At 34.9% G+C, this 25,236-nt stretch carries 28 protein-coding genes and 1 tRNA gene; 15 read left to right on the top strand and 14 right to left on the bottom strand.

The features are described from left to right. The 4 genes from BST92_RS08905 to BST92_RS08890 all read left to right on the top strand — a co-directional run bounded on the left by BST92_RS08905 (nucleotide 1) and on the right by BST92_RS08890 (nucleotide 3,290). Complete coding sequence (locus BST92_RS08905) at nucleotides 1-888, top strand: 3-hydroxybutyryl-CoA dehydrogenase (protein ID WP_105071132.1); 888 nt, start codon at nucleotides 1-3, stop codon at nucleotides 886-888. A 9-nt stretch (nucleotides 889-897) separates the two neighbouring features. Then, nucleotides 898-2,121, top strand: a complete 1,224-nt coding sequence (locus BST92_RS08900; protein ID WP_105071131.1) for a DUF1015 domain-containing protein — start codon at nucleotides 898-900, stop codon at nucleotides 2,119-2,121. Beyond that, nucleotides 2,118-2,786, top strand: coding sequence for a YggS family pyridoxal phosphate-dependent enzyme (locus tag BST92_RS08895; protein ID WP_105071130.1), 669 nt, complete (start codon nucleotides 2,118-2,120; stop codon nucleotides 2,784-2,786). The genes BST92_RS08900 and BST92_RS08895 overlap by 4 nt, the downstream gene beginning before the upstream one ends. Before the next feature lie 90 nt (nucleotides 2,787-2,876). Then, nucleotides 2,877-3,290 (top strand): DUF2721 domain-containing protein, encoded by a 414-nt coding sequence (locus BST92_RS08890; RefSeq protein WP_105071129.1) that lies wholly within the window; start codon nucleotides 2,877-2,879, stop codon nucleotides 3,288-3,290. Here BST92_RS08890 and BST92_RS08885 read toward each other — a convergent pair. The 4 genes from BST92_RS08885 to dapF form a co-directional block, all read right to left on the bottom strand. Further along, nucleotides 3,277-3,921 carry a peptidoglycan-binding protein LysM gene (locus tag BST92_RS08885; protein WP_105071128.1) on the bottom strand — a complete coding sequence of 215 codons (645 nt, stop codon included), beginning with the start codon at nucleotides 3,919-3,921 and terminating at the stop codon, nucleotides 3,277-3,279. The two genes, BST92_RS08890 and BST92_RS08885, sit on opposite strands and share 14 nt — an antisense overlap. Nucleotides 3,922-4,155: 234 nt before the next feature. Continuing rightward, nucleotides 4,156-5,202 carry an endolytic transglycosylase MltG gene (mltG, locus tag BST92_RS08880; RefSeq protein WP_105071127.1) on the bottom strand — a complete coding sequence of 349 codons (1,047 nt, stop codon included), beginning with the start codon at nucleotides 5,200-5,202 and terminating at the stop codon, nucleotides 4,156-4,158. Beyond that, nucleotides 5,195-5,716, bottom strand: coding sequence for a GNAT family N-acetyltransferase (locus BST92_RS08875; RefSeq protein ID WP_105071126.1), 522 nt, complete (start codon nucleotides 5,714-5,716; stop codon nucleotides 5,195-5,197). The genes mltG and BST92_RS08875 overlap by 8 nt, the downstream gene beginning before the upstream one ends. Beyond that, nucleotides 5,713-6,495, bottom strand: a complete 783-nt coding sequence (gene dapF / locus BST92_RS08870; protein WP_105071125.1) for a diaminopimelate epimerase — start codon at nucleotides 6,493-6,495, stop codon at nucleotides 5,713-5,715. The genes BST92_RS08875 and dapF overlap by 4 nt, the downstream gene beginning before the upstream one ends. Nucleotides 6,496-6,700: 205 nt before the next feature. Between dapF and BST92_RS08865 the strand changes: the two genes are divergently transcribed. Next, the gene (locus tag BST92_RS08865; protein WP_105071124.1) at nucleotides 6,701-8,110 is read left to right on the top strand and encodes a trypsin-like peptidase domain-containing protein; all 1,410 of its coding nucleotides are present in this window, start codon (nucleotides 6,701-6,703) and stop codon (nucleotides 8,108-8,110) included. Between the two features lie 78 nt (nucleotides 8,111-8,188). Here BST92_RS08865 and BST92_RS08860 read toward each other — a convergent pair whose 3' ends face one another. Both BST92_RS08860 and BST92_RS08855 read right to left on the bottom strand, forming a co-directional pair. After that, complete coding sequence (locus BST92_RS08860; protein ID WP_105071123.1) at nucleotides 8,189-8,521, bottom strand: tRNA-binding protein; 333 nt, start codon at nucleotides 8,519-8,521, stop codon at nucleotides 8,189-8,191. Beyond that, nucleotides 8,521-8,820 (bottom strand): phosphoribosylpyrophosphate synthetase, encoded by a 300-nt coding sequence (locus tag BST92_RS08855; RefSeq protein WP_105071122.1) that lies wholly within the window; start codon nucleotides 8,818-8,820, stop codon nucleotides 8,521-8,523. The genes BST92_RS08860 and BST92_RS08855 overlap by 1 nt, the downstream gene beginning before the upstream one ends. Nucleotides 8,821-8,966: 146 nt before the next feature. Here BST92_RS08855 and BST92_RS08850 point away from each other — a divergent pair, with 146 nt between their 5' ends. Beyond that, complete coding sequence (locus BST92_RS08850; protein WP_105071121.1) at nucleotides 8,967-9,521, top strand: thioredoxin family protein; 555 nt, start codon at nucleotides 8,967-8,969, stop codon at nucleotides 9,519-9,521. A 78-nt stretch (nucleotides 9,522-9,599) separates the two neighbouring features. Here the strand turns inward: BST92_RS08850 and BST92_RS08845 are convergent, their stop codons facing one another. After that, nucleotides 9,600-10,139 carry a DUF1599 domain-containing protein gene (locus BST92_RS08845; RefSeq protein WP_105071120.1) on the bottom strand — a complete coding sequence of 180 codons (540 nt, stop codon included), beginning with the start codon at nucleotides 10,137-10,139 and terminating at the stop codon, nucleotides 9,600-9,602. A 56-nt stretch (nucleotides 10,140-10,195) separates the two neighbouring features. On the opposite strand from BST92_RS08845, the gene folP reads away from it, so the two are divergent. The 4 genes from folP to BST92_RS08825 are packed head-to-tail and all read left to right on the top strand — an operon-like array spanning nucleotide 10,196 to nucleotide 13,435. Further along, a complete protein-coding gene (gene folP, locus BST92_RS08840) occupies nucleotides 10,196-11,026 on the top strand; it encodes a dihydropteroate synthase (RefSeq protein WP_105071119.1) in 831 nt (276 codons plus the stop codon). Nucleotides 11,027-11,053: 27 nt separating this feature from the next. After that, nucleotides 11,054-11,830 carry a diadenylate cyclase CdaA gene (cdaA, locus tag BST92_RS08835; RefSeq protein WP_146105133.1) on the top strand — a complete coding sequence of 259 codons (777 nt, stop codon included), beginning with the start codon at nucleotides 11,054-11,056 and terminating at the stop codon, nucleotides 11,828-11,830. Further along, complete coding sequence (locus BST92_RS08830; RefSeq protein ID WP_105071118.1) at nucleotides 11,827-12,627, top strand: DUF3667 domain-containing protein; 801 nt, start codon at nucleotides 11,827-11,829, stop codon at nucleotides 12,625-12,627. Before cdaA ends, BST92_RS08830 begins: the two co-directional genes overlap by 4 nt. After that, the gene (locus BST92_RS08825; protein ID WP_105071117.1) at nucleotides 12,611-13,435 is read left to right on the top strand and encodes a DUF3667 domain-containing protein; all 825 of its coding nucleotides are present in this window, start codon (nucleotides 12,611-12,613) and stop codon (nucleotides 13,433-13,435) included. Before BST92_RS08830 ends, BST92_RS08825 begins: the two co-directional genes overlap by 17 nt. Before the next feature lie 52 nt (nucleotides 13,436-13,487). Here BST92_RS08825 and BST92_RS08820 read toward each other — a convergent pair whose 3' ends face one another. From BST92_RS08820 to truA, 3 genes are read right to left on the bottom strand one after another with little or no spacing between them, the layout of a single operon-like run. Then, nucleotides 13,488-15,269, bottom strand: a complete 1,782-nt coding sequence (locus tag BST92_RS08820; RefSeq protein WP_105071116.1) for an ABC transporter ATP-binding protein — start codon at nucleotides 15,267-15,269, stop codon at nucleotides 13,488-13,490. Nucleotides 15,270-15,271: 2 nt separating this feature from the next. Then, on the bottom strand, nucleotides 15,272-15,736 hold the full coding sequence (locus BST92_RS08815; protein WP_105071115.1) for a hypothetical protein: 465 nt from the start codon (nucleotides 15,734-15,736) through the stop codon (nucleotides 15,272-15,274). Next, nucleotides 15,733-16,488, bottom strand: a complete 756-nt coding sequence (truA, locus tag BST92_RS08810) for a tRNA pseudouridine(38-40) synthase TruA (protein ID WP_105071114.1) — start codon at nucleotides 16,486-16,488, stop codon at nucleotides 15,733-15,735. The genes BST92_RS08815 and truA overlap by 4 nt, the downstream gene beginning before the upstream one ends. 135 nt (nucleotides 16,489-16,623) lie before the next feature. Here truA and BST92_RS08805 point away from each other — a divergent pair, with 135 nt between their 5' ends. Then, on the top strand, nucleotides 16,624-17,112 hold the full coding sequence (locus tag BST92_RS08805) for a metallophosphoesterase family protein (RefSeq protein WP_105071113.1): 489 nt from the start codon (nucleotides 16,624-16,626) through the stop codon (nucleotides 17,110-17,112). Between the two features lie 109 nt (nucleotides 17,113-17,221). Here BST92_RS08805 and BST92_RS08800 read toward each other — a convergent pair whose 3' ends face one another. Next, nucleotides 17,222-17,632, bottom strand: a complete 411-nt coding sequence (locus BST92_RS08800) for a DUF4293 domain-containing protein (RefSeq protein WP_105071112.1) — start codon at nucleotides 17,630-17,632, stop codon at nucleotides 17,222-17,224. A gap of 203 nt (nucleotides 17,633-17,835) precedes the next feature. Here BST92_RS08800 and rho point away from each other — a divergent pair, with 203 nt between their 5' ends. Both rho and BST92_RS08790 read left to right on the top strand, forming a co-directional pair. Beyond that, entirely contained in the window at nucleotides 17,836-19,539 is a 1,704-nt protein-coding gene (gene rho, locus BST92_RS08795; protein WP_105071111.1) for a transcription termination factor Rho, read from the top strand. A 164-nt stretch (nucleotides 19,540-19,703) separates the two neighbouring features. Continuing rightward, the gene (locus tag BST92_RS08790) at nucleotides 19,704-20,288 is read left to right on the top strand and encodes a hypothetical protein (RefSeq protein WP_146105132.1); all 585 of its coding nucleotides are present in this window, start codon (nucleotides 19,704-19,706) and stop codon (nucleotides 20,286-20,288) included. A 252-nt stretch (nucleotides 20,289-20,540) separates the two neighbouring features. On the opposite strand, the gene rpsT is transcribed toward BST92_RS08790, so the two are convergent. The 3 genes from rpsT to proS form a co-directional block, all read right to left on the bottom strand. Beyond that, nucleotides 20,541-20,792 (bottom strand): 30S ribosomal protein S20, encoded by a 252-nt coding sequence (gene rpsT, locus BST92_RS08785; RefSeq protein WP_036581872.1) that lies wholly within the window; start codon nucleotides 20,790-20,792, stop codon nucleotides 20,541-20,543. A 38-nt stretch (nucleotides 20,793-20,830) separates the two neighbouring features. After that, nucleotides 20,831-20,902, bottom strand: a tRNA-Glu gene (locus BST92_RS08780). 85 nt (nucleotides 20,903-20,987) lie between these two features. Further along, nucleotides 20,988-22,466, bottom strand: a complete 1,479-nt coding sequence (gene proS / locus BST92_RS08775) for a proline--tRNA ligase (RefSeq protein ID WP_105071109.1) — start codon at nucleotides 22,464-22,466, stop codon at nucleotides 20,988-20,990. Nucleotides 22,467-22,575: 109 nt separating this feature from the next. Between proS and BST92_RS08770 the strand changes: the two genes are divergently transcribed. Both BST92_RS08770 and BST92_RS08765 read left to right on the top strand, forming a co-directional pair. Further along, complete coding sequence (locus BST92_RS08770) at nucleotides 22,576-23,595, top strand: hypothetical protein (RefSeq protein WP_105071108.1); 1,020 nt, start codon at nucleotides 22,576-22,578, stop codon at nucleotides 23,593-23,595. 21 nt (nucleotides 23,596-23,616) lie between these two features. Then, nucleotides 23,617-25,137: an OmpP1/FadL family transporter gene (locus tag BST92_RS08765; RefSeq protein WP_105071107.1), complete on the top strand. Its 1,521-nt coding sequence runs from the start codon at nucleotides 23,617-23,619 to the stop codon at nucleotides 25,135-25,137. The last annotated feature ends 99 nt before the right edge of the window (nucleotides 25,138-25,236 follow it).

Genomic DNA, 25,236 nt, shown 5'->3' with positions numbered 1-25,236 from the left:
ATGAAAAATATAACCGTAATAGGCGCAGGAACCATGGGTAATGGTATTGCACACACATTTGCACAATCTGGATTTAATGTTTCGCTAGTCGATATTTCTCAAGAAAATATTGATCGTGGTTTAGGTACCATCTCAAAGAACCTAGATCGTATGATTGCAAAAGAAAAAATTACAGAAGCTGATAAAAACGAAACTTTAAGTAATATCTCAACATTTACAGATTTAAAATCTGGTGTTGAAAAAGCAGACTTAATAGTAGAAGCAGCTACAGAAAATGTAGATCTTAAACTAAAAATATTTGGACAGATGGATGAATTTGCTCCGGCAGATTGTATTCTATCGACTAACACTTCATCTATTTCTATTACTCAAATAGCGTCTGTTACTAAACGTCCAGAGAAAGTTATAGGAATGCATTTTATGAATCCAGTGCCTATTATGAAACTGGTAGAAATCATAAGAGGTTATTCTACTAGTGATGAGGTGACTACAACCATCATGGAGTTATCAAAACAACTAGGTAAAACACCTACTGAAGTAAATGATTATCCTGGATTTGTAGCAAACCGTATTTTAATGCCTATGATTAATGAGGCTATTGAAACCTTATATAATGGCGTTGCAGGTGTACAAGAAATCGACACGGTAATGAAATTAGGTATGGCACATCCTATGGGACCATTACAACTAGCAGATTTTATAGGACTAGACGTTTGTCTTTCTATTCTTAATGTAATGCACGATGGGTTCAAAAACCCTAAATATGCTCCATGTCCATTATTAGTAAATATGGTCATGGCAGGCAAAAAAGGTGTGAAATCTGGAGAAGGTTTTTATGACTATTCAGAATCCAGAAAAGCAGAGAAAGTGAGTGCTAGTTTTAAATAGGATTTTTAAATGCCCATCATAAAACCTTTTAAAGGAGTAAGAGCAGCACCGCATATGGCGTCACACGTCATATCGCGCACCTATCAAGATTATAGTGACACAGAGCTAGAGGCGATTTTAAAATATAATCCCTTTAGCTTTTTGCACATTCTCAATCCTGGTTATAAATTCAGTAATAGCCTTAAAGGAGAAGAGCGATTTAATCTAGTGCGCAATCGGTATCTAGAATTTAAGGAAGAACAATACCTTGTTCAAGATAAGTCGCCTGTATTTTACATCTATGAAAGGTCAGATGCAGTACACTCATACACAGGCATCATAGCCGGAACTGCTACATCAGACTATGATAATGGAAAGATTAAAAAGCATGAAGACACTTTAGAACAACGAGAAAAGTTATTTAAAGACTACTTAAAAACAGTAGGCTTTAATGCAGAGCCTGTACTACTCACCTATCCAGATGACCACGTTATTGATGAAGTAATTGACCATGAAAAAAAGCAAAGACCTGTCTATGATTTTGTCACCACAGATCGCAGTTGTCATAAACTATGGGTGATAAAAGACATCCATCATATAGAGTTATTGCAACAGCAATTTGCAGCCATGCCACACATCTATATTGCAGATGGTCACCATCGTAGTGCCAGTTCTTCCCTACTCGCTAGTGAGATGGGAGAAAAGCACGACAGCTATAATCACTTTATGAGCTACCTCATCGCTCAAAGTCAGTTGCGTATCTATGAATTTAATAGACTCATTAAAGATCTAAACGGTTTGAGTAAAGAAGCTTTTCTCATGCAACTGGATATGAAATTCCGCATACAGAATCGTGGTCTGGAGATGTACAAACCATCAAAAAAACACCATTTCTCTATGTATCTAGATGGCGAGTTTTACAGTTTGTATTTACGTAAAGACACTTATAACATTGAAACACCACTCGATGATCTGGACACTCAAATGTTATTTGATTTGGTCTTAAATCCTATATTAGGCATAGAGGACTTGCGCAACGATTCTCGTATCGCTTATAGCTATGGACAAACAGATTTATTGCGCATTAAAGATCGAGTAGATAAAAATGAATTTGCCGTTGGTTTTGGTTTATTCCCAGCCACAGTAGAGCAAATGAAATCCATCGCAGACGAGTCTCTAATCATGCCACCTAAAAGCACTTACATCAGACCTAAGTTACCTAGCGGCCTTACCATTTACGAATTTGAATCATGAGCATAAAAGATCATTTATTACGCTTTCGCGAAAGCATAGAACCCAAAGCCACTCTAGTTGCCGTAAGCAAAACCAAACCTATAAGCGATGTGCAAGAAGCTTATGATGCTGGACAAAGACACTTTGGCGAGAATAAAATTCAGGAAATGACCGAAAAATGGGAAACGCTACCTAAGGACATTTACTGGCACATGATAGGTCACACACAGCGCAATAAGGTAAAATATATGGCGCCTTATGTTCATTTAATTCACAGTGTGGATTCACCACGATTACTCAAGGAAATCAACAAACAAGCAGAAAAAAACGAAAGAGTCATCGATTGTCTTTTACAGATTCATATTGCTGAAGAGGAAACAAAATTTGGTTTTGATCAAAATGAACTGCTCGAGTTATTAAGCAGTGATGCCTTTGCAGGTTATAAAAACGTGCGCATCACAGGACTGATGGGCATGGCCACTTTTACAGATAATGAAGAACAAGTACGTAAAGAGTTTAAAAGTCTCAAAACATTACTAGATCATATCAACGACAATCACCTGATTAGTGATTCACACGATTTGAAAACACTTTCTATGGGAATGACAGGCGATTATAAAATCGCGATAGAAGAAGGCAGCACGATGGTGAGGATAGGTAGTGCGATTTTTGGGAGTAGAGCTTAACCACAGTGTTTATTTAAAGACTTCATTCACTGTAGATATAAAACTTTCAATGTCTGATAACGTAATCATTAGTTAACTAAAAATCAAGTTTTGGAATTATCCCTAAGCATACCAGCCCTACTCTTCCCAGCCATATCATTAACCATGCTGGCTTATAACGCACGTTATCTAGCGATTGCAGCGTTAATAAGAAATCTATATGCTAAGTACGAAGAAAATCCATCAGATAAAATACGTATTCAAGTTCAAAAATTAAGAAAGCGACTGACCATCATTAAAAATATGCAAGCCGTTGCTATTTTAAGTTTCTTACTTGCGGTAATCACGATGTTCTTAATTTATATAGAATTGGATTTTTGGGCAAATCTAGTTTTCGGAATCAGTTTACTGGCTTTAATGATATCACTTATTCTATCACTTATAGAGGTGCAGTTGTCTACTAAAGCACTATCAATCCAACTGGAAAGCATTAGTAAAAACGGAATGGACGTTAATAATCGATAACTTCACTTAAGTCATAACCTCCAAAACGTTTCATATACGTCTTTACAGAACTACCATAAGCATCACGATTAGACTTACGACCTTTAGTTTTAAAGAAACGTTTTACACCACCGGGACCAGATAGGTGCGCAGCAGCTAGAATACCACTTTCAGTCACGTAAATTCCTCCTACTTTTTTACCGGCATATTTTTCAATATATGGCTCTAGAATCTCGTGATTGTAACGTAGGTTTTTTATAAAAACACGTTCTTGTAGTCTAGGTGATCTCAAAAATTGTAAAGAATCTCTAATGCCTAAAGTTTCTAATGTGGTCATACCAAATTGATATTTCCCCATATAACCGAGACTATTGACTTTCCAAAATTTCCCTTGGGATTCCTTAAAAGCTAAAGCTTCTCTAAAGGTTAAAAATGAATCTGGTGGTGTAATCGCTAAAGAGTAATAGCGTACATCAAATAAATTAGAGCTTGTCACAGGGCCTATAAAAGCATCTGCATCATAGAACTCTTCATTGATATTATTATCACTGGTTTTAAAAACACCAGAATCTAATTTCAAGTGGTTATTACTAAAAGACCAGAAGATTAACACTAATGGTAAAACAACCAAATACACATGACGTGATTTCATAAATTTTGTTTTCGAAAGTTACTGTCACCCTTTCTTTAACGCGGCGCAAATTTACGACTAATTAATGGTTGTGGATTTTTAAGATGTTAAATTAGTCCCAACAGACTCATAAATATTTGAAAACCAAAATCATACACAGTATTTCACATAGATTTTCAAAAACTTAACTAAAGATAATTTTATATATTTTGAATAGAAACCAGTTAATAATATGGCTTTTCTTGAAGAAACAACTTACCTATTTATTCCTTGCCTACTCACCCATCTGCGATAAGCAGCTGCATTTACATTATGTTGACTTAAAGTCTTAGCAAACTTATGATATCCAAAATTTTCAACATTAGCAACAAAATAATAATAGCCATGTTTCTCATAATTAAGAACTGCGTCGATAGCGTTCAGGTCTGGTGTTACTATAGGTCCAGGTGGTAAACTAGAATATTTGTAAGTATTATAAGGAGAATCGATAGTTAAATCAACGTATAACACACGTTTAATAGTCTGACTGAAGTCTTTTTCCTTTAATTTTTTAGCATAAATAACGGTTGGGTCTGCATCTAGCTTTATACCTCTATTTAATCTATTCATGTAAACACCAGCTACTCTAGGACGTTCATCTGCTTTAGCTGTTTCTTTCTGGACTATACTGGCAAGTGTATATACTTCTTGAGGTGTGAGATCGATCTTTTTTGCTTTAGCAAGTCTGTCTTCGTTCCAGAAATTCTCATAAGCACTTAACATTTTATCTCTCAGCTTTACAGCACTAGTATTCCAGTAGCAATCATAAGAATTAGGCATATACATAGTCAGTGCAGTTTCTTCTGTAAACCCATGTTCTTTTAAAAATGCTGGATCTTTCATCACTTTTAATAGAGTGAGGCTATCTGGTTCCACCTGCTGTGCTAGCCGTCCGGCTAGATCTTCTAATCGTTCTTGATTATTAAATCGCACCTTAACAGGTTGGTTTTGACTGCGTATCGTATTGATAATATCATTATTACTCATTCCTTTCTTTAGAATGTAACGACCAGGTTTTATGTTTGAATTATAACCTTTACGGACAGCTGTTTCATGAAATGCGTCTCTGTCATCAACAGCGTCTGCTACAAGCATAAAAGCAGCATTATAATCTGCAGTAGAAGGAATAAAGACTTCATAGGTTTGTGTATCAAAATTAGTGTTTGCACTAAAAAATGTACTGTATACTTTATAAGCAAACACTGACATTGCTATCAGTCCTACTAGGGCTACTCCTACAATTACGTTTTTATATTTATTCATTGATAAGCTGGTAGGTGATTTCGTTTTTATATGATGTTTCTGTGGCAATCCAGTCTTTTTTTATTCCGCTTTCGCGAAAGCGTAATTTCTCAAACAATCTTCTACTAGCCACATTATCTTCAGTAACACCGGCATATAACTGGTGTAATCTTAAATGTTTAAAAGCATAATCGATCATTAACTGTAATCCTTGAGAGGCATAACCTTTTTGCCTATCAGCATGTTGAGATATCACGATTCCTACACCAGCACGTTTATGATAAGGATCAAAATCGTAAAGATCCACAACACCTATTATTTCTTCTTTTAAATTACAAATGGCAAGTCGCAATTGCTTAACCTCATAGATATCACGATGTGCATTTTCTAGATATTCTCTTATGGTATATTTTGAAAATGGTGTCCATGTATTTCCCACTTCCCATAACTCAGAATTATTTTCTAATTTATAGATAAATTCCATATCCTCGGGATCTACAGCTCTCAAGAAGCAATGTTGGGACTGCAACATCATGCGGTAAAGGTTCCTTTAAATACTTGCAGTGCAGGACCTGTCAGCCATATATTTTCATATCCAGTATCACAAGCTTCAAAAGATACTTTTAAAACACCACCAGGTGTTTCTAAAGTCACCTCATTAGACGCAGTGTGGTTAGTCTTGTGCATAGCAATAGCAACAGCTGTGACGCCAGTACCGCAACTTAGTGTTTCATCCTCTACTCCACGTTCATAAGTACGTACTTTAAAAGTGTTGCTATCTTGAAGCTGAACAAAATTAATATTTGCACCAGCTTTTCCATATACATTATCTCGCAAGTACTTTCCTTCTTTATAAACATCTATTTCTGTCAAATTTTCAGTAAGCTGAACATGATGTGGCGATCCTGTATCTGTATACACATAGGTGTTTTCTATCCTCATTTCTGTGACATCACTCATTTGCAAACTGATAGATATATCATCTACAACTCGAGCGTGATGCATACCATCTATTGCTTCAAAGGTTGCTGTGTCTTTGATAATTTCTAGAAATTGTGCAAATCGCACAAGGCATCTTCCTCCATTACCACACATGGTACTTTCTTGCCCATCTGCGTTATAATAGACCATTTTAAAATGTGCCGTAGGATGATTTTCTAATAAGATTAGTCCATCTGCACCTATGCCAAATTTACGGTCACATAATAACTCTATGAGTTTGGTATCGTTTTTGGAAAATAATTGATCACGATTATCAATCATGACAAAGTCGTTACCGGTTCCTTGATATTTATAGAAGTGTATGTGGCTCATAACTGCAAAGGTAAAGCGAAAACTTTTTTCTAGCTCTTATGACTGCAATTTCTTAATTATATAGGTATCTAAGTATATGATTTATTTAAAAAAACGATTTGTTAAAAAGCTTATTCACAACTGTTAAATAAGGTTAAACTAATATGTATTGTACAATCACTAAACTAATTTTAAGTTATTAAGTCATAATAGAAAAAGAAAGCAAATGAAAACAATTATCAAATCTCTAGGAATGGCTATTCTAGGTGGAATAGTCGCATTAGGCGGTTACCAGCTGGTACAGAATGAAGACTCTAGCAACCATATCATCACCCAACCGGCTGTGGTGGAAAGTCCATTACCAGTAACTCCTGTTTCTTATACTGGCAACACTTCTATTGCTGGTGTAGATTTTACTGAAGCAGCAGAAAAAACAGTACATTCAGTAGTTCACGTTATTAACAAAACTGTAGCGAGAGCACCTATGTCCATGGCTGATGTATGGGCAGGACGCACTCCATATCGTGAAGCTATAGGTACTGGTAGCGGTGTAATCATTACACCAGATGGTTATATTATCACTAATAATCATGTGATTAAAAATTCTAATCACTTACAGGTGACTTTAAATAATAATCAATCCTATAAAGCTGAGCTTATAGGTGCCGATGAAGAAAGTGATATTGCATTGATAAAGATTGAAACAGATGAAGATTTACCGTTTGTTCCTTTTGGCGATTCAAACAATGCAAAAATCGGTGAATGGGTCCTAGCTGTAGGTAACCCATTTAATTTAACTAGCACAGTAACTGCTGGGATAATAAGTGCTAAAGGTCGTGATCTCGAATCAAGAGATCAGAACATTCAATCCTTTATACAAACTGATGCTGCTGTAAACCCAGGTAATTCTGGTGGTGCGTTAGTAAACACGCGCGGTGAATTAATAGGTATCAACACAGCAATTAAATCTCAAACAGGTTCTTATATAGGTTACTCATTTGCAGTGCCGTCTAATAATGCTCGTAAAATCATAGAGGATTTTATGGAGTTTGGTTTTGTACAGAAAGGTATGTTGGGCATAAGAGGAACTGATTTAAATGGGACAAACTCTAAGGAATTTGGCCTTAACTCCACTGAAGGAATCTATGTAGCAGAAATCGTAGAAGATAGTGGTGCTGCTAAAAGCGATCTTAGAAAAGGTGATGTTATAACATCGTTAGATGGAGTTAAAATCAGTAAATTCTCTGAATTATCTGGGTATATCAAAACTAAAAACCCAGGCGATATTGTGAATGCTGAAGTCATTAGAAAAAATAACCTCATCAATATACCTATAACAATTTCAAGAAATAATACGGTCACGATTCCTCAAATAGAAATGGAATTACGTAATCTTACAAGTGAGGAAAAGAAAGTTTTTAACGTTAAAGAAGGTGTGAAAATCACAAAAACAATAGGGAAATTATCTCGTTATAACCTTAGCGACTATATTGTTACAAAAGTAAATGATACAGATGTCGCTGATATCGATGATATACAAGCTGTCTTACGAGATGTAGTGCCTAACGAGACCTTATTAATACAAATGAAAAACTCTAGAGGTGAAATTGAACGTTTCCGTTATACGGTGAATTAATCTCTTAAAATAAAAAAGCAGCTCTTAATTAAGAGCTGCTTTTATTTTGAACTATTCCTTTCCATCTGGTAGGGCTAGCTAACCTACTCTATCACCATTGCAAGCAGTATCACTAGGCTGTAAAAGTATCACGTCTTTATTATCTCCTACTACTCCTAACACAAGGCATTCACTCATGAAATTTGCTATTTGTTTTTTTGGAAAATTGATAATGGCAATAACCTGTTTTCCTATCAATTCTTTTTTATCATAACGCTTAGTTATTTGCGCACTAGTTTTTCTAGTTCCCATAGGACCAAAGTCGATCTGTAATTGATATGCAGCATTTTTTGCCTCTGGAAAATCACTGGCGGTAAGCACGGTACCTACTCGCATATCTATCTTTTCAAAATCACTCCAAGAGATCTCCATTAATGCATTCTTAGCTTTTCAATCATTTCACGAGATATAGCTACATCTGCTCCATAAGCGTCTAGCAATATACCTTTTTCACCATCTGCACACTCAAGTGCATATAAGATCATGTTATCACCAGGATTAGTCATTCCTTCAAATCTGTAGAATTCTTTCACCTCTATTTCTCCTGCTTTCCATTCTTTCTTCAAATGCTTGGAATGGACTCCATCCTCTACTAGATCAAAATCGATGGTGTATCCCTTAGATTGTAAATCTTCAATGGCTTCCGTTACTGTGTCATATCCTTTTTTCATCTTTTTATTTTAAATTTAAAAAAAATTAGACCATTCCTTACAGGTTTAAAAAACTTTAAGTATTGAATTTTACATATGAAGTTGAGAATCGCTCCCGCGAAAGCGTAACGAAATTGAACTTTTTACTACTAATTATAAAAAATTAAATGGCACTCACACCTTCTACAATGCTGCCCTTAAATACTAAAGCGCCACAGTTTCACTTATTAGACACCATTAGTGGTGATACGCTGTCATTTAATGACGTGAAAGGTAAAAAAGGCACTGTGGTAATGTTTATATGCAATCACTGCCCATTTGTTATTCATGTAAATGAAGAAATTGTGAGAATGGCAAATGACTATAGAATATTGGGATTTGGCTTTGTAGCCATTTCTAGCAATGATATTGTAAAGTATCCACAAGACTCACCTGACTTAATGTATAAGACAGCCATGGATAACGACTACACATTTCCATATTTATTTGATGAAAGTCAAGAGATTGCCAAAGCTTATGCTGCGGCGTGCACACCAGATTTTTACCTATTTGATAGTGAAGATTATCTGGTCTACCGTGGTCAATTAGACGATTCTAGACCAGGCAATGGTATACCTTTAACAGGACGCTCTTTACGTGAGGCAATGGATGCTATAATGGGCAATAAAAAAGTTCCTATGATCCAAAAGCCTAGTATGGGCTGCGGTATTAAATGGAAATAATTTAAAATACACTAGCAAGATTTTAATTTACCGCTAGTACTTATCTATTGATGAAGGGTTTATAATTAAGTCTTGAGATTATTTTGCTCCTAAGTGAATCATAGCAAATACGGCATAATTAATCATGTCTTGGTAATTTGCATCTAGACCTTCAGACACGATAGTTTTACCTTCATTATCCTCAATTTGCTTTACTCTCAAGAGTTTTTGAAGAATTAAATCAGTAAGCGAGCTCACTCTCATATCACGCCATGCTTCACCATAATCGTGATTTTTATCCATCATCAACTGCTTAGTTATTCCTACATGATAATCGTATAATTCTAGCGATTGCTCTAGTGTTAAGTCCGGTTGTTCAACGACACCTTTTTCTAGTTGAACTAGCGCCATAATAGAGTAATTAATGATACCTATAAATTCACTTTCCTGACCTTCATCTACCTTAGACTCTGCAAGTGTTTGTAATCCTCTAATGCGTTGTGCTTTAATAAATATCTGATCTGTTAGTGATGGTAACCTTAAAATGCGCCAGGCACTTCCATAATCTTTCATTTTCTTTGAGAATAGATCTCTGCAAGTTGTGATTACGGCATCGTATTGCTGGCTGGTCTGGGACATAAACGGATAAAATTTTGTGTAAATTTCGGCTTTAAATTTCAAATAACCATAATTTAATGCATACCATCAATTGTAACGGTCATTTAATAGACCTATCCACTCCACATGTGATGGGTATAGTTAATGTCACACCTGATTCTTTCTATGATGGCGGAAAATTAAAATCTGATATTGATTTATTACAACAGGTCAATAAAATGTTAGCTGATGGTGCTACATTTATAGATATAGGTGGTTATAGTTCCAGACCAGACGGAATGGATATCACTGTTGATGAAGAATTGAATCGCGTAATTCCTATGATTGATATATTAATCAAGGAATTTAAAGATCTTAATCTTAGTATAGACAGCTTCCGCTCACGAGTGGTAGATCAAGCAATACAGCATGGTGTCAATATAGTAAATGATATAAGTGCTGGAATGATTGATGAAAAGATGATTGAAACGGTAGCTCAACATCGAGTACCATATATAATGATGCACATGCGTGGTACACCACAAACAATGAGATCATTAAATAAATATAACAATCTTATAAAAGATATTAATTTTTATTTTTCCGAACGTATTGCTACAGCAAGAGCAGCTGGAATTGATGATATTATAATTGATCCAGGATATGGATTTGCTAAAACAGTGAATCAAAATTATCACTTACTTCAAAACCAAGGTCTAGTAAAGCTTCATAATGTCCCTATTCTATCAGGAATTTCTCGTAAATCGATGATTTACAAAACACTAGACATTAAGGCAACACAAGCATTAAATGGCACCAGTGCCCTACATATGATATGTCTACAGCAAGGCGCTTCTATTCTAAGGGTACATGACGTAAATGAAGCTATGGAAGTGATAAAGCTTTATCATATGATAGAAGCAAATTAAATTCTATTTTTACAAAAACCGATCCCATTGGAATTACCAGATTTAAGAATTCTCGACGTTATAGATATTTTGTTAGTGGCAGCGCTGACTTTTTATTTATATAGACTGGTGAAAGGTACACCTGCGATAAATATTTTTATAGGTATTGTAATCATCTACATTATTTATAGTATTACAGAGACCCTTAAAATGGAGTTACTTAGTCGTGCTTTAGGAGCTTTTACTGGCGCTGGCGTTTTTGCATTAATTGTTGTTTTTCAACAAGAAATTAGAAAATTCTTATTGATGCTGGGCTCAACAAATTTCACATCTCGTAAGGGTTTTTTAAAACAGCTACATTTTTTTAAAGATGACGCAGACACAGACCATACTGCAGTAGATCAAATAGTTAAAGCTTGTGACGAAATGTCTAAAACTTTTACAGGCGCATTAATAGTAATTAAAAGAGATGGATCATTAGATTTTGTAAAAAACACTGGTGATGAACAAGATATAATCGTTAATAAATCTATTATTAAAAGTATTTTCTTTAAAAACTCACCATTGCACGATGGTGCTATGATTATTGAAGGAAATCGCATTACCGCCACTCGAGTTATCTTACCAGTATCAGATAATAGGAGTATTCCGCAACGTTTTGGCTTGCGCCATAGAGCTGCGGTAGGTGTTACTGAAAGAAGTAACGCTATCGCTATTGCAGTAAGTGAAGAAACCGGTCAAATTTCTTTAATTAATAATGCAGAATTTGAAACATTTGAAAATTTAGAAGACCTATCTGTAAGAATTAAAAAGCATCTTGAGTGAAAACATGTAAAAACTGCACAACTAGATACTCAAATAAATTCAACTTTTGTCCACATTGTGGTGCGCAATGGTTGGACTACAGACTTACACCTCGTAAAATAACTACTGAGTTTACTGAGCGTTATTTAGGTACAGAGAATGTATTCATTAAAACCTGCATAACTCTATTTAAATATCCTGAAGATGTTATTAACGGTTATATCACAGGACAACGTAAAAAGTACGTAAATGTGATTAACTTCTTCTTTATTAGTCTAACACTATTTGGAATACACATATTTGTACTTAAAAATTTCTACCCAGAATTATTAGGCTTTGACAACATATCTTCAAATGAGAAAAATGCACAAGAATACCTGTCCTACCTCTATGATTATATGGGACTCTTAACCTCTATATTTATACCTTTTTATGCACTAACCGGCTGGGTAACCTTTTATAAAAGATCTTATAATTTTGTTGAACACCTTGTATTATTTGGTTATGTATTTGGGTTAATAAATCTAGTAACGGTCTTATTGACACCCGTTATAATTATGACATCTATGAATTATTTTCAAATGTCTTCAATTCTATCCGTTTTCTCTTTTATATTGATAGGATGGTACTATAAAAGGATATTTAAATTATCATTTTGGAAAACGGTTTGGAAAACTATTTTAATGACCTTTTTATATTTTATTGTACAATCGGTGATCACCTTAATTATTGGGATAATAGTTATCGCAGGAATAGTGATTTTTTATCCTGATTTATTAGAAGGAATTAATATCAACTTAAATGGAACGCAACTGTAAAAACTGTGGCAGTCTTGTATATGCTGGTAAATCATATTGCGCAGATTGCGGTGCAAAATGGATTGAAAAACGTATAACAATGCGCAATGTAGGTGTAGATTTTGCAGACATGTATCTGGGAATAGACACTAAATTTGGTCGTAATTTTATAGACCTTTTTACTAAACCACATCAGGTTATTAATGGCTACATAAAAGGCGCTCGTATGAATTATGTGGATGCAATACGCTATGTATTTATAGCTATTTTTATGAGTGGTATCTACATGTATGTTGTTAAAACATTTGATATAGATATTACCGCTGGATTAGCTAACAATGATGAATTCTATAGATCCTTAGGCTATACAGAAGAAAAAATTGCCGAGACTAATAAAATAAATGGACATGTCTTTGATTTTATTACAAAGTATCAAGGTCTGATCGTATTTATGACTTTACCTATTCTGGCCTTAATAGGTCGCATTACCTTCTGGCGCAATAGGCAATATAATTTTACAGAGCATCTGGTCTTTCATATGTACACCTATAGCCATTTTGTGATTTTTACGACACCTATCTCTATATTATTAAGTTTTATTGACGTTGATATATTGATGATCTGGTCTATGCTGGCCTATCCTATGCTATTTGCTTACAATACGTATTGCTATAAAAAATGTATGTATTTGAACTGGCAAGAAGCTATTCTCAAAGCACTTATCGCAATCATCGTTTCAGTAGTTCTTGCTATAATCACCTTTATGGCTGGCATGATTTTTACCATTATAGGTGTTATTATTTATAAAAAATATATAAATCCGGTATAGCTGTTTAATAGTTCGCTTTCGCGAAAGCGAACTAACAACAAGCTATTTAAAATTATGCGACCTCTTCTTGTGCAAACTGCACCTCGTAAAGATTCTTATAATACCCATCTGTTTTTTGAAGAAGCTCAAAATGCGAACCAATTTCAACAATTTGACCTGCATCCATTACAATAATTTTATCAGCTTTTTTAATGGTAGCGAGTCTGTGTGCAATCACGATAGAGGTGCGGTTTTTTGTTATCTTTTCTGTAGCTTCTTGTATCAACTGCTCACTATAACCATCTACAGAGCTAGTTGCCTCATCAAGTACAAGAATACTAGGATTAGAAACATATGCTCTTAAAAAAGCAATTAATTGTCGTTGACCAGAACTCAACATCACACCGCGTTCTTTAACATTGTAGTGGTAACCACCTGGCAATGATGAAATAAATTTATGGACACCTATTTCCTTGGCTGCATTTATGACGTCATCCTCAGTTATACTAGCTTCGTTGAGCGTTATATTATTAAGTATAGTATCTGCAAATAAGAAAACATCTTGAAGAACCACTGCTATTTCTGATCGCAAGCTATACAAATCATAGTCCTTTGTATTAACACCATCTATTAAAATATCTCCATCATTAATTTCATAAAATCTAGACAGTAGATTAATGATAGTTGATTTACCAGCACCAGTGGCACCTACAATAGCTACCGTATTACCAGGATCAACCTTAAAGCTGATTCCTTTTAGGACTAACTCATCATCAACATAACTAAATTTAACGTCATCAAAAACAATCTCACCTTTAAGATGTGACGCCTTTACATTTCCTGTATTTTCAATAGTAGAATCAGTATCTAATATACCAAATACTCTATTTGCGGCTACCATACCCATTTGTAAGGTATTAAATTTATCTGCGATCTGACGCAATGGTCTGAAGAGCATTTGAGCGAGTTGTATAAACATCACAATAGTACCTATCTGTAAACTAGCTTCTTCTAATGTATCACTAGAAACCATTAACTTAAAACCTAGAAAAACTATTAAAGCAATGGTAATGCTAGAGGCCATTTCAGCAATCGGAAAAAATATAGAGTTATACCATACTGTCTTTACCCATGCATTACGGTGTCGATTATTGATTTCCTTAAATTGTTGATACTCTACTTTTTCACGATTAAAGATTTGAACAATCTTCATTCCTGTCACCCGTTCTTGCACAAAAGAGTTTAAGTTACTTACTTGGTTGCGCACATCTTCAAAGGCTTTTTTCATAGCTTTTTGAAAAACACGAGTGGCATATAAAATAAATGGCATTACTATTAAAGAGACTAAAGTCAACTGCCAACTAGAAATAGCCATAAAACCAAGTACTACTAGCATTTTTAATAGGTCTGAAATGATTACAAATAAACCTTGTGAAAAAATACTTGCTATAGTCTCTATGTCACTAACTGCTCTAGTTACTAATTTACCTACAGCACTTTTATCAAAATACTTCATCTTAAAACTAAGCATATGACTGAATAGCTTTAATCTTAAATCTCTAATAACTTGTTGCCCCAGCCAGTTTGCATAAAATATGAAAGAGAATTGTAACAGCACCTCTAACAACAATGCAGCGACCATTACACAAATTACTATGTAAATACCACTTAATTCTTGAGGGATGATATAGTCATCAATTAATACTTTGATTAAATACGGCATTGCAATAGCAAGACCAGACAGCAATATTGCAGAAATTGCAACAAAGTAATAAGTAGCTCTGTAGGGTTTTGTGTAAGAGATCAATCTCTTAAACAATTTGAAGTTAAATGCATTACCTGTAGTAGATGCCATAATTATTTTAATAAATGTGCAATTTTAGACTGCAATTCTTTTTCTTTTTGCGTACCGATAACATACTGCTTACCAGCTATTTTAACATGTAGACCTTTTGAACCTTTAACGTTATAAACAGTACCATAAACAGTCCATAACCGTATTCCCCATCCACCTACAAAACCATAATCTATCACTTGTGCATTTGATAATTCAGACCATTTAAACACTTTCTTTATAAATGGAAAGTATCGTATAGATATGATTTCATCAGTTATTATGGTAATCATTTGAAGGCTTAAAAATAAAACCAAAATAAGACCTATGATAACACTTGGCATAACTTTATCAATAGTGAATTGACTTATTAAGTCTTGATCCCAATTAAACTGAGAAATCATCACAATCACTAAACCAGTAATCACAAGCCACAACCACCATTGATTAAATCGTTGTTTTTCTTGAAAGATAATTTCATTTTTCATAAAAATAACTCCTCTGGATAATGAATTTTAGTAAGAAATAATCCTCCTGCAGGAGCACTTGCTCCCGCATTGCTACGTTTTTTTGAAGCAATGATATCTCGCAAGTCATCTATGGTTTTTTTACCATAACCTATATCTAGTAATGTTCCTACTACTGCCCTAACCATATTACGCAAAAATCGATTAGCAGTGATATGAAATATTACTTTATGCTCCTTAAATTCAAAATAAGCCTCAGATAGGTCACATATATATGTTTTCACATCAGTATTAGATCTTGAAAAACATTCAAAATCTTTGTATTCTGGTAATATAGCTGCCGCTTCCTGCATTAATTTAAAGTCTGGTTTTCTAAAGAGAACATAAGCCTGCATGACTTGAAATGGATCCGGTCTCAGTAAAAAATGATATTCATAAGACCTTTTATAAGCATGGAATCGCGCATGCGCATTTTCTACCACGGGCTTTACCTCATAAACTGCAATATCGCCGGGCAACCATCTATTCAATCTATATACTAAATGTTCTAAATCTATTTCTCCTGCATAATCAAAATGAGCTACCATAAAAGCTGCATGCACACCAGCATCAGTCCTACCAGCTCCTTGGATAATAATTTTATCCCTTAGCATTTTACACAATCCATCTTCTAGAACTTCTTGCACAGATATACTTTGTGGCTGTCGTTGCCACCCATGATAAGCTGTTCCATCATAGGCCAACTCTATAAAATAACGTCTCTTCTCTAGCATCAATACAAAGATAAGTGGATATAGTGGGATTATAAACCTGATTTAACAAGAGAACAATTAATCAATGCTTCAATAACAACACTTAACACCCATTTTAAATACCATCTATCAACGATCACTTACTATCTTTGAACTATGAAAATTCTATTACTTTCAGACACACATAGTCATATCGATAACTTTATCATTAAGTATATTCATCAAGCCGATGAAGTATGGCATGCTGGCGATATAGGAGATTTAAAGGTCACTGACCAAATAGCTGCTATCAAGCCACTACGTGCCGTGTGGGGTAATATTGACGATGATAAAGCAAGAATGCAATTTCCAGAAAACAATCGTTTTATATGTGAAGGGATGGATATATGGATAACACACATAGGCGGTTATCCCGGCAGGTACAATCAACGAGTTAAACCAGAAATATTTAACAATCCACCAGATATTTTTATTTGCGGTCACTCACATATTCTTAAAGTAGTCAACGATAAAAAAATCAATTGTCTTCACATGAATCCAGGCGCCATAGGCATGCACGGTTTTCATAAAAAACGCACAATGTTAAGGTTTGAAATCAATGAAGGCAAGATTTCAAATCTAGAATTAATTGAGAAGGATCGCTAGAAAGTAGACTTAATGGACTTAACAATAACGCTTTCGCGAAAGCGTAAAAACAAAAACCTGCAAGGTGGCGCCTCGCAGGTTTTTCACTAAATAAACTAAGATACAGTGTTTAACGAAAACGATCTGCAGATTTTACGAGTTGCTCATCCCTACGAATAGCTCTGTTAGCCAGAACTAAAAAAACGATAGATATGATAGGTAAAAGCATCCCAATGCCTTTCTCAGAAACCGCCGTTTCTCCAGACATAGTTAGCGATCGATAAACGAAAACTCCTAGCAAAATAAGGTTCAATAAAATATTAAGACGGTTGATTACCGTTTGTAACTTTCTGTTATTATAAATAAAAATAGCTACTAATGATAATAATGCACTAGCAACAAAAGCACCAAAATAACTGGACTCATCCATTGCCACTACTTCATTACCTTCTCCATCTATCCATAAACTTACTATAAATATAAGACCACCAGAAATAGCTGCGGCAATTAATAAATATATAGTTTGAATACGTTGAATCATAAATTTAAAGTAGGCTATTCACTTTACTTAACTGATGCCAAAAATAATATATATCCTTAAAAAAGCATAGCTCATATTAATATTTATATGTATTATTGTAATACCGAACAGTTAACCATCTCTTACTAGGTTAACTAACCCCTAAATAATTTCTTATTCTTTCGGTTTATCTATAGAATGATATATCTCACACATTATAATTTATGTTTCAAATCGCTGATTTAAAATCAAAAAAGCTACCTGAATTACAGGAAATAGCTAAAGGACTTAACGTACCTAAATACAAGCAGCTCAGAAAATTAGACCTAGTATACAAAATTCTAGATCTGCAAGCCGCAAATCCAGATGTAGTAAAAAAACTAGATGTAGTGACAACACCTACTGCATCAGACAAAGCACCTACATCAGAGAAAAAAGAAGCTCCTAAACAACAACGCAAGCCTAACCCTAGACCTAGAAAAGCGGCTGCTAAGAAAGAAGAAGTAAAAGAAACCGCTACAACTTCTAAAAAAGAAGATTCAGAGAAAAAAGAGGTAGCCCCTAAAAAAGAGCCTAGAACACCACGTACAAAGCAGAATGATAATCGTAACGAGAAATCAGACCGCTCAAATGACAAAAAGATTAAAAACGCACAAAGCGATAAAAACGATAAACGTAATGATCAAAATAATGATCGTAACGATAGAAATGATCGCAATAACCGTAATAAAAATCAGCGCAACAATAACCAAAACAACGTACCTAAAGGGAATAAAGACACCCGTAATCGCTATCGCGATCCCGACTTTGAGTTTGATGGAATCATTGAAAGTGAAGGATGTCTAGACATGATGCCAGATGGGTATGGGTTCTTGCGCAGCAGCGATTATAATTACCTAGCATCACCAGATGATATTTATGTCTCGCAGTCACAGGTGCGCCTTTTCGGACTTAAAACCGGTGATACGGTACTAGGAATGGTGCGACCACCTAAAGAAGGAGAAAAATATTTTCCTCTTATCAAAATCATCAAGATTAACGGACTAGATCCTAGTGTAGTTAGAGATAGAGTTTCTTTTGAACATTTGACTCCTTTATTTCCAGATGAGAAATTTAATATTGCAGATCGTCAATCCTCACTCTCTACTCGCATAATGGATCTTTTTGCCCCTATCGGTAAAGGTCAACGTGGAATGATTGTAGCACAACCTAAAACAGGAAAAACGATGTTATTAAAAGACATCGCTAATGCCATTGCTGCAAATAACCCAGAAGTATATCAACTTGTTTTATTAATTGATGAACGTCCAGAGGAAGTAACCGATATGCAACGTAATGTAGACGGTGAAGTAATTGCATCGACTTTTGATAAAGAAGCACATGACCATGTTAAAGTGGCCAATATCGTCTTGGAAAAAGCAAAGCGCATGGTAGAGTGTGGACATGACGTAGTTATTTTACTGGATTCTATTACCCGTCTTGCAAGAGCTTATAACACTGTACAACCAGCTAGTGGTAAAGTACTATCAGGTGGTGTGGATGCAAATGCGTTACATAAGCCTAAACGTTTCTTTGGTGCAGCACGTAATATTGAAGGCGGTGGATCCTTAACCATTATTGCTACCGCACTTACTGAAACTGGATCTAAAATGGATGAGGTAATCTTTGAAGAATTTAAAGGAACTGGTAATATGGAATTACAGTTAGATCGTAATATTTCCAACAGACGTATCTTCCCAGCGATTGACTTAACATCTTCATCTACAAGGCGTGACGACCTGTTATTAGACGAACAAGCTATTAAACACATGTGGATATTGAGAAAGTATCTAGCAGATATGAATGCAGTAGAGGCTATGGAGTTTATATCTCAAAGAATGAAACAAACTCGTAATAACGAAGAATTCATTGCAACGATGAATAGTTAAGAATTTAACTAATTAATTCTAAAAGAGCTTATTTCATTATAAGCTCTTTTTTTTGCTCTTACTACAATGGACCACAAAAAGCACCATCAATTTGAGTTAACAAATAGATATTAAAAATAAATTATCACTATTTTTAAAGGCATTTTACCCTAAAAACTCAAACTTTGAAACATAAATTACTTATACTCAGCTCGCTACTGTGTGTCAACGCCTTTTCGCAAGAAAACCAACCTGTGCAGGACAGCACCATCAAAGCCAAATTTGAACAAACAATTGATGAAGCAAATCGTTATCAAGATTTTAAGGTAATAAAGCAAAGCAAGCTTCAAGAATTGAAAAAAGAAACTGTTGCTCGTATTGATGGACTTAAAGACTCAATAGATATTTTAGAACAACAGATTATCCTTAAAGACAAAAACACAGTTACTCTAGAAGAGCAAATTGCTCTGAAAAATACCGCTTTAAAAGAAATAGATCAAGAAAAGAATTCTATTTCCCTATTCGGTATTATGCTAGACAAAGTCACTTACAATTTAATTTTATGGTCTATAATTGGAATACTATTACTAGCGCTGCTAATTTTTATTTTTAAATATCGCAGCAGTAATGAAATCACCAGTGTCTCTCAGACGAATTTAAAGCTTGCTGAAGAAGAATTGGAAAGTTATAAACGCAGATCATTAGAAAAAGAGCAACAATTAAGTAGACAATTAATGGATGAGCGCAAAAAAAACTCAGGGAACAATTAATTACTAATCAACTTAGCTATTTCATAATAAAGGTCTTTCTATCAAGAAAGGCCTTTATTTTATTTAAACAGTGTAATGATCTTTAACTATATGGTGATAGAAATTCAAAACCAACTATGCTCTTCATCTCTCAAATACAAAGATCATATTATAAAAGACAAATATTCACAACTCTATTATCCTTTTAAAATACTAAACATAAAAAAAGCCTTTCATGAATGAAAGGCTTTAAATTTCTTAAAGAATTAAATACTATAGAGCATTAACAAACTTTGCAAGCTTAGACTTAATATTAGAAGCCTTATTATCATGAATGATATTGCGCTTTGCAAGTTTATCAACCATAGAAGTAACTTCTACATAAAGTTTTTGAGCTTCAGACTTATCCTCAGTCTCACGTAATTTTTTAATTGCATTACGAGTTGTTTTGTGCTGATACTTATTTCTAAGTCGAGCCACTTCGTTTCTTCTAATTCTCTTTAAAGCACTTTTATGATTTGCCATATACTTTTAAATGTGGTTTATTAAAACCTAATTTGTTGTAGCCCGTAGGGGAATCGAACCCCTCTTACATGGATGAAAACCATGCGTCCTAGCCGATAGACGAACGGGCCATTAATGTTTTGCTCGTTTAGCGGATGCAAAAATAAACACTTTTTTCAATCACACAAACATCAGAGGCAACTTTTTTTAAAAAAATTAATAAGCCTTAGCAAATAACACTCTTTTTAAAGATATATTTCCCGTAAAAACACACTTACCTTCCTCATTTTCAGAATCTAAAGGCACACATCTAATTGTAGCTTTAGTAATCTCTTTTATTTTATCTTCTGTCTCAATTGTACCATCCCAATGCGCAGAAACAAATCCACCTTTTGTTTCAAGTACATTTTTGAACTCCTCAAACGTGTCTACTTTTGTTGTATGAGTGTTTTTATATTCCAATGCTCTATCATATAATGATGACTGTATTTCTTTTAATAAAGCCACCACTTTATCTTCTATCCCTTCTAAGGTAGCTATCTCTTTAGTTAATGTATCTCGTCTAGCTAATTCAACTGTACCATTCTCAAGATCCCTAGCTCCTATAGCAATTCTTAATGGCACACCTTGTAACTCGTGTTGAGCAAATTTAGCACCTGGCCTTAACGTATCTCTTTTGTCATATTTAACAGTTACACCTTTTGATCGTAAAGTTTTCATTAATGGAGTAACCACGTTAGTAATTTCATCAAATTGATCCTCTGTTTTAAAAATAGGCACAATCACCACCTGATTAGGCGCTAGGTTTGGTGGTAGTACTAAACCTTTATCATCACTATGAGTCATTATTAAAGCACCCATTAGACGAGTAGAAACACCCCATGACGTTGCCCACACATACTCTTGTTTTCCTTCTTTTGATGTGAATTTCACATCAAAAGCCTTAGCAAAATTCTGTCCTAAGAAATGTGAAGTCCCTGCTTGTAGCGCTTTCCCATCTTGCATTAAAGCTTCAATACAATACGTTTCATCTGCACCCGCAAAACGTTCACTTTCCGTCTTTAGTCCTTTAACCACAGGTATAGCCATAAAATTTTGAGCAAATTCGGCATAGATATCATTCATTTGTTCTGCCTCAGCTATTGCCTCTTTTTTAGTTGAATGAGCTGTATGACCTTCTTGCCATAAAAACTCAGCTGTACGCAAGAATAATCTAGTACGCATCTCCCATCTAACGACATTTGCCCATTGATTAATTAATAATGGTAAATCTCTATAGGACTGAATCCAACCTTTATAGGTATTCCAAATTATTGCCTCACTAGTAGGCCTAACAACTAATTCCTCTTCAAGTTTAGCTTCAGGATCTACCCTTAACTTTCCAGGATTATCTGGATCATTCTGTAATCGATAATGAGTAACAACGGCGCATTCCTTAGCAAAGCCTTCAGCATTTTTCTCTTCAGCCTCAAAAAGACTTTTAGGAACGAAAAGTGGAAAATAAGCATTTTGATGACCTGTCTCCTTAAACATTCGATCTAATTCTGCCTGCATCTTCTCCCATATAGCATAACCATATGGCTTGATAACCATACATCCTCTAACCGCACTGTTTTCCGCTAGATCGGCTTTGACAACTAGCTCATTATACCATTTTGAATAGTCTTCACTTCTACTGGTTAAGTTCTTTCCCATGTATATTATTTTGGCACAAAACTTGATGAATATTATTAAGTTTTGTTAAAAGGTTTATTTAGCCCTCAAAACTACTTATTTTTATACTATCATCATAAATTATTACGCTATGAGAACATCTACTTTAAAAATTCCAAATTCACCAAGCATATATGCACTACTAGCATTGATGATTACCTTAACCTCATGTGGATCATTTGATGCGGTCTCTTATAATGATGGGATTTATGGCGATAGTAATGAAGAAGAATTAGTTGAGGAAGTAAGTTACGAAGAGAATAGTGGCTCTTACTATAAAAATTTATTTGCTGAAAAAGCGCAACAATACGGCGGAAATTTTGGTCAGGACAGTGTATTTACTGATGTTGACAATTACTCATCTCAAAGTTATAATCAATCTAATCCAGATTACACTTCAAATTATGGCGGTGGAGAAAGTGGTTTTGGAGAAAACCCAAATTCTGTCGTAATTAATTATTACGATAACGGCTTGAACAATTGGGGTTGGAATAGAGGATTCGGATGGGGAAACCCATGGTATGGTGGATACCGTTGGAACAATTGGGGCTGGAATCAAGGCTTTGGATGGGGAAACCCATGGTATGGTGGATATGGTTGGAACAACTGGGGCTGGAATCAAGGCTTTGGATGGGGCGGCGGATTCGGATGGAATTATTGGGGTTACAATAATGGTTTCGCTTGGGGAAATCGCTGGGGAAATTACTACAATAGAAACAATTACGCATTTGTAAATGGAAATAGAAATTACTACAGTAGAAATGCGGTTGGAAATTCATCTAGATATTCAAGAGGAACTACTTCTGTAAACAATAGAAATACAACGAGACGCAATGTAGGTAGAGGCACTAACGGCGTTAGTCGAGGACGATCAACTACGGCAACTAACTCTCGTAGCACTAGTAGAAATAGTACAGGTGTCTCTAGACGCAGTTCAACTAGATCAAGAAATACAACCGCAAGAAACAACTCCTCTAGTCGTTCTTCTAGAACAACTACAATGGGTCGTTCTAGTTCTAGCTCTAGAAGCTCCTCAAGCTCTACACGATCATCTAGCAGTTCTTCCGGAAGATCTTCAAGCGGAACAAGATCTAGCGGCCGTAGAGGATAGTTTTAAACTCATTATTTTATTATGAAAAAATCAATAATATTATGCGCTTGCCTTTTAGGCGCAGTAAGCAGTTATGGACAAACTATAGCAGATGGATTATTATATGGTCAACAAGGCTCATATGGAACTGCTCGATACCGTAGCATGAGCGGAGCCTTTGGCGCTCTAGGAGGAGACCTTACAGCTATAGGGAGCAATCCAGCAGGATCTGTCATATTTACTAATCATTACGCAAGCGTTTCTTTAGGATACACGGGCAACCAGACAGAGAGCAGTTTCAATAGTACTTTTGCAGAAGATAATGACAACGACTTTACTTTAAATCAAGCCGGCGCAGTTCTAGTTTATAAAAATCAAAACGAGAACGCAGCTGTTACTAAATTCTCTTTTGGACTTAATTATGATGACACTCGCAATTATGACAATAACTTATTTATAGCAGGATCAAATAATATTTCTATATCGGAATATTTCTTGAGTTTTGCGAATGGTGTTGAGCTAGACAACTTTCAATTGAGACCCGACGAAACCGTGTCTGGTCTTTATCGATTTTTAGGTGAAGACCAAGGATTTGGCACTCAACAGGGCTTTTTGGGATATCAATCATTTGTTATTGATGCCGTTGATAATAACGATGAATTCAATACTGCTTATATCTCTAATACTGGTAGTGGTACGTTTGAACAACAATTATCACAAAATTCCTCGGGATATCAGAGTAAACTATCTTTTAATGGAGCGTTAGTGATAAAAAATAAATTAAGTTTAGGTCTTAACATTAATACTCACTACATAGATTATCAGCGTTCTACATCATTTTCAGAACAGAATAATAATGGAGCATTAGTAGATGCTGTAAGATTCAATAATTATCTAGATGTTCAGGCCTCTGGTATTTCTCTTCAAGTAGGAGCTATAGCAAAGTTAACAGACGCTATAAGAGTAGGAGCAGCTTATGAATCACCTACTTGGTACGATGTTGAAGAGTCAATCACACAATCTGTATCTGCAAGACGTGCTGATGGTAGTGGTGGTACTATAACAGAAATCATCGACCCTAATGTGGTAAATGTTTTTGCCCCTTATGATTTAAGAACACCAGGAAGTATAAGTGGAAGTTTTGCTTACATTTTTGGTAAAAAAGGATTAATAAGTTTAGACTACAGCTCTAAAAATTATTCTAATTTAAAATTTAAGCCTTCTAGTGATCCTCTTTTTGCAGAAAACAATCAACAAATTACTGAAGAATTAACTAACGCTGGAACATTGCGTATAGGTGGAGAATACCGAGTTAGCAATTGGTCATTAAGAGCAGGTTATCGCAATGAACAGTCTCCTTATAAAAACAAAGATATCATGGATGATCTTACCGGATATAGCTTGGGTTTAGGATACACATGGGGACAAACTACGCTAGACATCTCTTACGATCGTGCTGAAAGAGACTATAGCCAGCAATTATTTGAATCTGGCTTAACTTCTAGCGCAGCAATTAACAATGTTCAAAACAACATCATCGCCACGATTGGATTCAATTTTTAAGCGATTCTTATTAATAAATTAAAAAGCCTTTGAGGATATCCTCAAAGGCTTTTTTTAATATAAAATGTAAAGCATTCCGTTGCTATGCGAGTTACGCTT

The sequence above is a fragment of the Nonlabens arenilitoris genome (genome assembly GCF_002954765.1).
GTDB lineage: Bacteria > Bacteroidota > Bacteroidia > Flavobacteriales > Flavobacteriaceae > Nonlabens > Nonlabens arenilitoris.
This window is presented reverse-complemented; position numbering and strand designations above follow the sequence as displayed.